General features: G+C 43.0%; 11 protein-coding genes. 7 read left to right on the top strand and 4 right to left on the bottom strand.

Translation table 11 applies throughout. The features are described 5' to 3' along the window. Positions 1 to 1161 (top strand): alpha/beta fold hydrolase (locus ACE5CV_RS06070; RefSeq protein WP_374949274.1); only part of this gene is annotated, 1161 nt, incomplete at its 5' end. Between the two features lie 48 nt (positions 1162 to 1209). Here the strand turns inward: ACE5CV_RS06070 and rpoN are convergent. Next, on the bottom strand, positions 1210 to 2685 hold the full coding sequence (gene rpoN, locus ACE5CV_RS06065; protein ID WP_374949273.1) for an RNA polymerase factor sigma-54: 1476 nt from the start codon (positions 2683 to 2685) through the stop codon (positions 1210 to 1212). A 154-nt stretch (positions 2686 to 2839) separates the two neighbouring features. Here rpoN and mscL point away from each other — a divergent pair, with 154 nt between their 5' ends. Both mscL and ACE5CV_RS06055 read left to right on the top strand, forming a co-directional pair. Continuing rightward, positions 2840 to 3229 carry a large-conductance mechanosensitive channel protein MscL gene (mscL, locus tag ACE5CV_RS06060; protein WP_374949272.1) on the top strand — a complete coding sequence of 130 codons (390 nt, stop codon included), beginning with the start codon at positions 2840 to 2842 and terminating at the stop codon, positions 3227 to 3229. A 5-nt stretch (positions 3230 to 3234) separates the two neighbouring features. Then, positions 3235 to 3576 (top strand): MmcQ/YjbR family DNA-binding protein, encoded by a 342-nt coding sequence (locus ACE5CV_RS06055; RefSeq protein WP_374949271.1) that lies wholly within the window; start codon positions 3235 to 3237, stop codon positions 3574 to 3576. A 96-nt stretch (positions 3577 to 3672) separates the two neighbouring features. Here ACE5CV_RS06055 and ACE5CV_RS06050 read toward each other — a convergent pair whose 3' ends face one another. Then, entirely contained in the window at positions 3673 to 4545 is an 873-nt protein-coding gene (locus tag ACE5CV_RS06050; protein ID WP_374949270.1) for a ChaN family lipoprotein, read from the bottom strand. 142 nt (positions 4546 to 4687) lie between these two features. Between ACE5CV_RS06050 and rpmH the strand changes: the two genes are divergently transcribed. The 4 genes from rpmH (at position 4688) to tsaB (ending at position 6311) form a co-directional block, all read left to right on the top strand. Beyond that, a complete protein-coding gene (gene rpmH, locus ACE5CV_RS06045) occupies positions 4688 to 4846 on the top strand; it encodes a 50S ribosomal protein L34 (protein WP_082800363.1) in 159 nt (52 codons plus the stop codon). 73 nt (positions 4847 to 4919) lie between these two features. Next, a complete protein-coding gene (locus ACE5CV_RS06040) occupies positions 4920 to 5303 on the top strand; it encodes a ribonuclease P protein component (RefSeq protein ID WP_374949269.1) in 384 nt (127 codons plus the stop codon). Beyond that, complete coding sequence (yidD, locus tag ACE5CV_RS06035; RefSeq protein ID WP_374949268.1) at positions 5303 to 5542, top strand: membrane protein insertion efficiency factor YidD; 240 nt, start codon at positions 5303 to 5305, stop codon at positions 5540 to 5542. The genes ACE5CV_RS06040 and yidD overlap by 1 nt, the downstream gene beginning before the upstream one ends. Positions 5543 to 5627: 85 nt before the next feature. Beyond that, positions 5628 to 6311 (top strand): tRNA (adenosine(37)-N6)-threonylcarbamoyltransferase complex dimerization subunit type 1 TsaB, encoded by a 684-nt coding sequence (tsaB, locus tag ACE5CV_RS06030; RefSeq protein WP_374949267.1) that lies wholly within the window; start codon positions 5628 to 5630, stop codon positions 6309 to 6311. On the opposite strand, the gene ACE5CV_RS06025 is transcribed toward tsaB, so the two are convergent. Together ACE5CV_RS06025 and ACE5CV_RS06020 are read right to left on the bottom strand one after the other, a co-directional pair. Next, on the bottom strand, positions 6308 to 7744 hold the full coding sequence (locus ACE5CV_RS06025) for a DUF5723 family protein (protein ID WP_374949266.1): 1437 nt from the start codon (positions 7742 to 7744) through the stop codon (positions 6308 to 6310). The genes tsaB and ACE5CV_RS06025 overlap by 4 nt on opposite strands. Positions 7745 to 7848: 104 nt before the next feature. Next, positions 7849 to 9459 (bottom strand): hypothetical protein, encoded by a 1611-nt coding sequence (locus ACE5CV_RS06020; RefSeq protein ID WP_374949265.1) that lies wholly within the window; start codon positions 9457 to 9459, stop codon positions 7849 to 7851. Positions 9460 to 9543: the final 84 nt, after the last annotated feature.

Below are 9543 nucleotides of genomic sequence, written 5' to 3'. Positions count from 1 at the left end.
TTTATGCCGATAGCCACTATACCCGTAATGGCTAATGGCAAAACCGACCGTACAGCGTTGCCTAAACCTGTCATCAACAAAGAGGCAAAAGGCCGGTATGTGGCACCTAAAACAAATACGGAGGTTGCCCTGGCCGCTATTTTCTTACGAAATATCGCAATAGATCGTATCGGGATAGATGATAACTTTTTCAATCTTGGGGTGGATTCATTGGTAATGGTAAAGGTAATGGTGCAGGTCGAAAAAGAGTTCGGCAAGCGCTACCCGCTGTCTATCCTGATCAAATACCCAACGTTGATGCAGCTTGCAGGGCTAATCGATAGTAACGGTGCCGAATCGCAATACAAATCGCTCATTCCTATCAGGCCTAAAGGCAGCAAAGTGCCGCTTTATATTGTACACGGCATCGGCCTTAACCTGCTAAATATGTATCATATGGTATCAATGCTGGATATCGAACAGCCTGTTTACGGTTTGCAGGCGGTCGGGCTTGATGGGAGCGTAGAGCAAATGAATACGATTGAAGAGATCGCTGCATTTTACAACAGTGAGATATTGCAGCATGATCCGGTTGGTCCCTACGCCATATCGGGCTATTCATTTGGCGGTTATATTGCTTTTGAAATGGTAAGGCAGTTACGCGCTGCAGGTAAGGAGGTAAAAATGCTGGCCTTGTTCGACACCAATTTACAGATCCCAACTTATCAGATGCCGTTGGGGCAAAAGCTTTGGGTAAAAGGCATCAGGCAGTTTAATAAGCTTTTTTTCAGGCTCAAAACCATTGTGACCTGTCCGCTTAAAACGCTGGACTATATGCTGCTGCAGATGCCGGATTATTATCATACACTGCAAAGAATGGTTGGCATAAAAGTTAACTACAACCCGGACGGGGTGCCTCAATATATGCAGGATATTATGGCTATGATGAAACGCGCGTTTGAAGCTTATGTATTTAAACCGCAGGATGTAAAGATCGACCTGTTTAAAGCTGCAATAAAAATGTATTTTGTTGATGATTCGAAATACTTCGGCTGGAAAGCATATGCTAAAAAAGGCGTAGATATACACGTAGTGCCCGGCGACCATAAAGAGATGTTTATGGCACCAAATGATAAATTTATGGCCAAAGCGTTACAGGAACAACTGGACAAGATCAATTGATCAGATAGGAAATCCGCTAAAAACCACTGCTGCTTAACTGGTCACTCACTACAATTCTTTACGTAACCTTGCAACCGGGATATTCATTTGTTCCCGGTATTTGGCAACGGTTCGGCGGGCAATGTTATAACCCGCATCTTTTAAAATATCGGTAAGCTTTTCGTCGGCCAGGGGATGGCGTTTATCTTCTTTACCAATGTGCTCTTCCAAAATCTTCTTCACCTCTTTGTTAGATACCTCCTCGCCACTTTCTGTTTGGATGGCCTCACTAAAGAATGATTTTAGCAGGAAAGTGCCGTGTTCTGTTTGTACATATTTAGAGTTGGCCACACGAGATACGGTTGAGATATCCATACCTATACGGTCGGCAATATCTTTCAGGATCATCGGCTTCAGGTTTTTGTCGTCGCCGGTCAGGAAGAAATCATATTGATACTGCATTATGGCATTCATGGTCTTAAGCAGGGTTTGCTGGCGCTGCTTAATCGCATCAATAAACCATTTTGCCGAATCCAGCTTTTGCTTTACAAACTGTACAGCCTCTTTTAGCTTTTTATCTTTTTGCGATGCCTTATCATAATGCTGAAACATCTCCTGGTACGAGCGGCTCACCTTTAGCTCGGGCGCGTTTTTGGAGTTAAGGGTAAGCATCAAAAAGCCATCATTGTTGGTGATGTGAAAATCGGGTATCACCTGCATTTGCTTGGTACTTACCTCGTTGCTGTCGCCCGGTTTAGGGTTAAGCTTTAAAATTTCGTTCACTACGCCGCGTAACTCTATTGAGTTCATGTTTAATGAGCGTTCCAGCTTATCGTAATGCTTGCGTGTAAATTCCTCCAGGTAATTTTCAACCACCATTATCGCCTTTTTGATAATAGGGTCATTAGCATCTTTTTTGCGAAGCTGGATCAGCAGGCATTCCTGCAAGCTGCGTGCACCGACACCCGCAGGGTCAAAGCTTTGGATCACTTTAAGCATGTCCTCAACTTCCTCATCATCGGCCATTACGTTTTGTGAAAACGCCAGGTCGTCGGTTATATTCATAATAGGCCGGCGCAGGTAACCATCGTCGTCCAAACTGCCGATGATCTGCTTGCCGATAGCGAAATCTTTATCAGAAACGGGCAGCAAATCCAACTGCGCTTGGAGGCTCTCAAAAAAAGAGCTCTGAACAGCAATAGGTATCTCCTTACGTTCGTCTTCATCCTCGCCATTCTGATCGTAGCGCGAGCCATAGTCATTAACAGTATCGTCTTGCAGGTAATCGTCAATGTTAAACTCGTCCATTTCGCCCTTTTCTTCGTCACCATTGTAGGTGTCTTCGTCCGGGTCACGGTCGGGGTATTGTTCTTCGGGTTCGTTAAGGTTAGTTAAGCTGATATCTTCAAGCGCCGGGTTTTCTTCTAACTCTTCTTTGATACGGGTATCTAACGATACGGTAGGCACCTGCAACAACTTTATAAATTGGATTTGCTGCGGAGAAAGTTTTTGTAAAAGTTTTTGCTGAAGGTTCTGTTTTAACATATATAAAGACGTGGCCAAAAATACACCAATTACCTTGTTAATTAAAATTACTTATAAACTGGCTGGTGGGTGTTGTTAAAATGCTTTTGAATAAAATTTGTTTGGACATCCCCATAAATTATTGATAACTTTAAATACAACATTAATTATAGACATGGGATTTATAAAGGAGTTTAAAGAGTTTGCCGTAAAAGGCAATGTGTTAGATTTAGCAGTTGCGGTGGTTATTGGCGGAGCCTTCGGTAAGATCGTAAGTTCGCTGGTTGAGGATATTATTACGCCTGCTGTTTTAACACCTGCTTTAAAAGCCGCTAATTTATCTAACCTAAGCCAGTTAGTAGTGCCGGGTACGGCTATCAAATACGGCAACTTTCTATCGCAGGTAATTTCTTTTATCATTATCGCCTTGTCCATGTTTATTATTATAACGGCCATCAATAGGTTTAAGAAAAAAGAGGCAGCCGCACCAACGGTTATACCTGCTCCGTCCAAAGAGGAGGTGTTGCTGACGGAGATACGGGATATACTTGCAGCTAAACAATAGTGACAATGTCGCCGGCAGACCAGTTCAGACAAATTGCGGCTTCGTTACCCGAGGTTACCGAAGAGCCGCATTTTGAGAAAACATCTTTTAGAGTGAATAAAAAAATTTTCGCTACTATGCTTGAGGGCAGCAATATTGGTACGGTGATGCTTACACCTGCCGATCAGGATGTGTTTTGCACATTTGATAAGCAAACCATTTATCCTGTGCCCAATAAGTGGGGGCAGGGCGGTGCGACTCATATCAATCTTGCGCTGATTCAGGTAGAAATGCTGCGTGAGATATTGAAAGCCGCTTACAGGAAAGTTGCGCCTAAAAGGTTAGGTACCTTGGTGAAGTTTGTCTGAATCAGAATTTTCAGAATTAAGGAATTTTCAGAATTTAAAACATAAAGATCGGTTACTATTTTTCACCACTCACCACTCACCACTCACCACTTACTACTAAAATGTCCTTGGTAATTTTGGATCAGTGATTATGGTATAATCGCCAAAGGTTGCATATTTTGTCCAGTCAGGGTTGTCGAAATGATCATCGGCATATGCCTGGATATTAATCACTTTCACTTCAGGCACATACTTTTTTAATTGTGCAACCGCCCCTAGTTTCTCTTCGCTGTGAAAGCCGCCGTTAACCTGAAAGATCTTAAACCCCTTATTGGCTTTATAGAATTTTGCGATGGAATAGCCCATGGTAGCATCCCACAGGTTTTGCGACTGAAAGATGTGCATCGGGCCGCCATGACCGCCCATTATTTCACCAAACTTATCATAATAACGGCCAGTGGCAGTATCTATAGGTAGTGGTGGCAACCAGCCTTTAGCGGTGGCATCCAGCTTTTGTAGATCAGCTAAGCCTGCGCGGGTGGTCATGTTGGTGTAGCGGGTAGGGGCGTTTGCTGCTATAACCGGCAGGCGGGCGGCTTTCGCTATCTCCACCATTGGGCGATAGTCTTTGTAGTTATTCCAGGCGCGGCCTTCGGTGATCAGGTTTTTCTCACGAATAAAGCCGGCAAGATATTCATTCAGTACCGTTTGGCAATCTGTCTGGAACATCTCCATCGATAACGCCATTTTACCCGGATATTTATCAACCAGTTTTTTGAAGAGCACCTGTTCCAGATAGTGGCCTGTGCTATCGTTATGTTCTTCACCAAAAAACAAAACATCGGCTTTGCTCATATCGTTTACCACCTCATCAAGTGTGGCCATGCTTTTTTTTGCGTTATTATAAACTTTATAATGCTGCGCCAGGGGTTCCTGGGATAAAGCAAATAGGGGTAGTAAAAGTACAGACAAGGTAGCGGCAAACTTCATAGCAAAATAATAGATGTTAATATGTTGATAAAAACGCATTATCAAATTACCACATTAGTATTTGAAAAAACTAAAAAAAAACCTACATTTGCACTCTTGTTTTTAAAACGGAAGAGTTAGAATAATAGAATAAAATATAGCCATGAAAAGAACGTTTCAGCCCTCACAAAGGAAAAGAAGAAATAAACACGGTTTCCGTGAGCGCATGTCAACTGCTAACGGCAGAAGAATCCTTGCTGCAAGAAGAGCTAAAGGAAGAAAAAGATTAACTGTATCTGACGAGCGCAGCCACAAAGCTTAATCTGGTTGTTTACTCCTTGTGAAAGGAGCGGAACCGGTTGTACAAGCTTATTTTCGGTTCAGCACTAACAACTATGTATACCTTTAAAAAAGAAGAACGGTTATGTAATAAAAGGCTTATTGATGGTCTTTTTCATAACGGTTCTTCTTTTTTATGTTACCCTTTCAGGGCCTCATGGCAACTCACTGATGCCGTGCAGCCATTCCCCGTGCTGATATTATTTTCGGTTGCTAAGAAGCGTTATAAGCACGCTGTAGACCGTAATTTGATAAAACGCCGCATGCGCGAAGCCTATCGCCTGCAAAAACAATCCACCTTGTATGATGCCCTTGCCTGTGCTGATAAGCGCATTGTGCTTTCTGTGGGCTATATTGGCAAAGAGATATTACCTTATGATGTTTTTGAAAAAAAAATGTTGAAGGTGCTTACCCAACTTGCAGGGGAGGTGCTTAAGTAATGGCGCTTTGGAATGCGATCAGGTCTATCATTGGCTGGTTCTTTATTCTGATCATCAAGATCTACCAATACACTATTTCGCCGTTGACCGGTGCATCGTGCCGTTATACGCCTACCTGTTCGCAATATGGATTAGAGGCTATAAGTAAGCATGGCGCATTCAAAGGTGGCTGGCTTACTATCAAGCGGATAGCCAGCTGTAATCCCTGGGGCGGCCACGGGCATGACCCGGTTCCCTGACCGGGTCAATCTGAAAATTGTAAGGCAATGCGTCCACGTTATTGTTGCTTACTTTTTTAATTTTACTTTATTTTTGACTTACATAATGGCATTAATCCTTCAGATAGAAACCGCTACCACTTCCTGCTCAGTTGCACTGGCTGATGACCGCACCGTTATGGCTTATCAAGAAATCGACCAGCGAAACATTCACGCCGAAGTGATCACCGTTTACATTGATAAGATTTTGAAGCAGGTTGATAGAAGTTATGCTGATCTGGATGCTGTAGCCGTAAGCTGCGGACCGGGATCTTACACCGGCTTAAGGATAGGTGTGTCAACCGCTAAGGGTTTGTGTTTTGCCTTGGATAAACCGTTAATAGCTGTCGAAACATTGCCGGCTATGGCAAGTGGGGCGGTCGGTAAAACAAATGAATCAACACTTTTATGCCCTATGATAGATGCCCGGCGCATGGAGGTGTACACAGCCGTTTTTGACAATAAAGGACAAGTCATCAAATCAACAAGTGCCGAAATTATTGATCAGAATAGTTTTAGTGACCTGCTAGCAACTAACCGCATTTTATTTTTTGGTGACGGTGCCGACAAATGCCGCGAGATTTTGGGCAGTAACCCTAACGCGGAATTTCTATCGGGCTTTATAAACTCTGCAGTGCATCTTACCCAACTTGCTGCAGAAAAGTTTGACGCCGGAGAATTTGCAGATGTGGCTTATTTTGAGCCTTACTACCTTAAAGATTTTATTGCCGGTAAAAAAGCAGGCGCTTAGTAATCGCCGTGTTTAAATAAGCGGCCCCAAACCCGCTCTATAAAGGTTTTTTTCTCGTCCATAGGGATATGGCTCGCATTCATCGGGTGCTCGATCACTGATCCAAATTTGATCGAAAAACCCAGGAAAAAATCCGCGCCGGTATAAGCGCTGTTTTTTGCTATTTGTGACTGGCTACCGAGGGCGGCGGCTAATAAACTACCAGATTGGATCAGTTTTTCGCTGCCTATATAAAATTCTGCATTTGGCGATTTGATCATAATCTGCCCGCCTCCGCTAAATACCCTGTACCTGTCTAATGAGCTGGTTACGCTCACTGTCAAATTCCTGTAGGATACAGGGTTTACCATTGCTATAGTTAATCCGTCGTAAAAAAGTTCTTTAGAAGCGATGATGGTGGGCGAGTATTTGAATTTTTTATCGTAACCAAGCCAGTACTCGCGGTTGGCGCTTAATTCAACACGTGCATTTGTCGGCGTTACAAAACTGCCGCGCCGGCCGCCGTTGTGTAAGACGTCATAAGCCGCGCCATAGATGTTATCTTCCCGCCTCACGGATGATAGTTCAGGGATAATATTGGTAGCGTCAAAATCATAGGTAGCCGATCGGCTGCTCCAACTGATAAACCCCAGATCTTTAAGGTTGCCTTGCAGGTTAAAGTTACCACGTGTTTTGTAGGTAGTACCGATTGTTATAGACGCGCCGGGGTTACGGTACGTAGGTAAATTATCATGCAGGGTGAATTGCCCGGGCGTATAATTGATCATGTACCTGCCGGCCATTGTCAAATAAGCCTGATCGTTCAGCCGGTCGAAATCAATAGCCGACTGCTTAACATCTAACTTTTGATATTGTATACCTAATAACCCGCTTAGCTTAACGCCCAAAGCAAAGCGTTTTGTGAACTGTTCGCGGTAAGTAAAACTTATCTGGTGGTATGATTGGTACTCCAGGTAATTATTAAAGATATTTACGTAGCTGTCGTTCGGGAAATTGCTTGCACCGTTAAATAGGGCCAACGACTCGTCCGAGTAACGGCCGTGGCTATCTTGACGGCTTTGCCACGAAACTCCCAGTTCAACATTCGATTGCAGATCGACAAAGGACTTGTACATAAAAAAGTAAATGTTGGCATTTTCTCTAACGCGGTTAATTGCGTTTGCGCCCACCAACAACCGCGAATCCTGATAATTGCCGTTAAATGCACGGCTTTTTAATGCCCCTTGCGAATTGCCTTTGATGTAGAACGTGCCACTAAAATTCGGCACTAAAAGGTTGAAAGATTGTGTACGGCTGGAATCGGGGATGAAAGAACGAACAGCAGGGTTTTCGAACGACTCGTATAAGGTTCCGGTGTTGTATTGAGAAAACTGCTGACTGTAAACTTTCGAAGCGGATAATATTAAACAGATAGCTAATAAAAATAGTCTCATATAAGTTGCCTGCGCTGTAAACAGCCGCTTTGTGATATAATTAAACCGACCGGGCACAATTGGTCTGCTATACCTTTTAAACGAAAAAACCGCGTTAGGGTTGTCTAATTATCGATTTTTATCAATTTAGTAACATTGCTTGTATCCGGGGCGTTTTGTAACATACAAAAGTTGGTATAAAAGTTTTTATCGGCTGCAGCGAACTGGTATGAGGCGCCGTAAAAACCGCTCCACGATAGGCGCTCATTTTTATAAGCCTGGTAAAACTTATCCTTCAGTTGTTCTTTAAGTATCGGCTGAATATTCTTGAAATTCACAAAAAAGGATACGTTGCTGCGCTCGGCAAGCAGGTTGTCAAACCGCAGGTATTGCTCGGTTTTATTTAAAAATTTCCGGTTAAAATAAATATCGTTATAGCTCTCTAATTCTTTGGCGCTATTGGCCAGTACCAGGTAGTTATCAATTATCCTGAAGTAGGGCCTCCAGAAACTATTAAAGGCATCACCCAATAAGAAGAACGGAATTTTGGCGTAATTAAACTGCCCCACATCATCAGTGATCATCCCGCTTATGTTGGTCATAAACGGCCTTAGCTTCGATCCGTCTTTAACAGCAATTATGGCGAATTTTTCCTGGAAACGTGTCGTTATCACCGCAAACTCCTGGCCCAGCAAACTATTGAATTCGCTATCTAAAAATAAGCCGGTTTCTGCCTTTACCTTACTAAAAAGCTGTTCCCGCTCACTTTTTAGTCCCGCCTTGTCGTGGAAGTCTGCCAGCCCGCTTTTAAATTTTTTGGCATCAGATACGGCCATCGTCATGGCATAAGCCGTTGTTGATGGAAAGATCTCCTTTAGATCGTTCACTATCGGTTGCTGTGATACGAATATATTAAGGTAGCTGGTTGGCTTATTAGTTAACAGGTTGGTGTAGCCGTTAAACATCAATGCATCTGTTTTGTAATTGAGGTTTAATGTGGCCAGCGCAGGCAAAAGCCTGAAGCTTTTAAATAAATCGGAATTTTTGTTTTTGAATAACTGATCAAACAGCGGGTTCAGTTGTTCGTAGTTAATATAAAGGTTGGCGAGCGAGTTGGAATTCTGCTTATCAGGTAATAGCAAAAAGGGCTGCTTTTCTTTATCGCCTCTAAAAGCCACACTCTGATCAAGCAGTTCTTTTGAAAAACTTGCCGAGTAGATATTTTCTTCCCGGTTGATGATGTAAAAGCGTTTTTTTAACGAATTAAAATAAACCGTGTAACCTTTACGATCGGCAATTTTTAGCGGCGTAATCACAAATCCTGTTTTTTGCAGCTTGGCAAGCCGGTCGAACTGAGTGATATCAAAATCTTTAGACGCGGATGATGTTAGCAGCAGCTCCACATCGTCGGCGTGCAGGGGGTGGGCAGAGACAAATACATTGCTGCCGTTAAACAGCTGATCGAGCATTGCATTACCAAACAAAACCTTTCGGGCGGTATCCAGGTCGCTCAGTTTTTCTTCGCCTATCAGGCTGCCGATGAGTTTGTTATCGGCAAAGATATCGTAAAAGCTTTTCTCGTTAGCAAACTCCAGTACCAGAGCGGCATTGTCGGGAATAGTACGCGTTATGTTCCCCGCATGTGTGCCCGATGTATCTAAATTTCTAAAGTACTTAACGGTGATGTAAGCGGTGGCGGCAATTAAAATTAATGCGGTTACTATAATTCTCTTCATTGCTATAACGTGTGCAAGTTAGAATTTTACTGTACCACAATAAAGTAATACTTTCATTTGGTTAACTTAGCCTTTTATAACCGC

Origin of the sequence: Mucilaginibacter sp. (genome assembly GCF_964263795.1) — a bacterium.
Taxonomy (GTDB): domain Bacteria; phylum Bacteroidota; class Bacteroidia; order Sphingobacteriales; family Sphingobacteriaceae; genus Mucilaginibacter.
Note: the sequence above shows the minus strand (reverse complement) of the source record. Positions and strands in the feature narration are given on the sequence as shown.

Bases quoted from the DNA above. Each gene is read 5' to 3' on its own strand.
- rpoN (WP_374949273.1), bottom strand. From the start codon at position 2,685: ATGTTAAAACAGAACCTTCAGCAAAAACTTTTACAAAAACTTTCTCCG.
- mscL (WP_374949272.1), top strand. From the start codon at position 2,840: ATGGGATTTATAAAGGAGTTTAAAGAGTTTGCCGTAAAAGGCAATGTG.
- ACE5CV_RS06055 (WP_374949271.1), top strand. From the start codon at position 3,235: ATGTCGCCGGCAGACCAGTTCAGACAAATTGCGGCTTCGTTACCCGAG.
- ACE5CV_RS06050 (WP_374949270.1), bottom strand. From the start codon at position 4,545: ATGAAGTTTGCCGCTACCTTGTCTGTACTTTTACTACCCCTATTTGCT.
- rpmH (WP_082800363.1), top strand. From the start codon at position 4,688: ATGAAAAGAACGTTTCAGCCCTCACAAAGGAAAAGAAGAAATAAACAC.
- ACE5CV_RS06040 (WP_374949269.1), top strand. From the start codon at position 4,920: ATGTATACCTTTAAAAAAGAAGAACGGTTATGTAATAAAAGGCTTATT.
- yidD (WP_374949268.1), top strand. From the start codon at position 5,303: ATGGCGCTTTGGAATGCGATCAGGTCTATCATTGGCTGGTTCTTTATT.
- tsaB (WP_374949267.1), top strand. From the start codon at position 5,628: ATGGCATTAATCCTTCAGATAGAAACCGCTACCACTTCCTGCTCAGTT.
- ACE5CV_RS06025 (WP_374949266.1), bottom strand. From the start codon at position 7,744: ATGAGACTATTTTTATTAGCTATCTGTTTAATATTATCCGCTTCGAAA.
- ACE5CV_RS06020 (WP_374949265.1), bottom strand. From the start codon at position 9,459: ATGAAGAGAATTATAGTAACCGCATTAATTTTAATTGCCGCCACCGCT.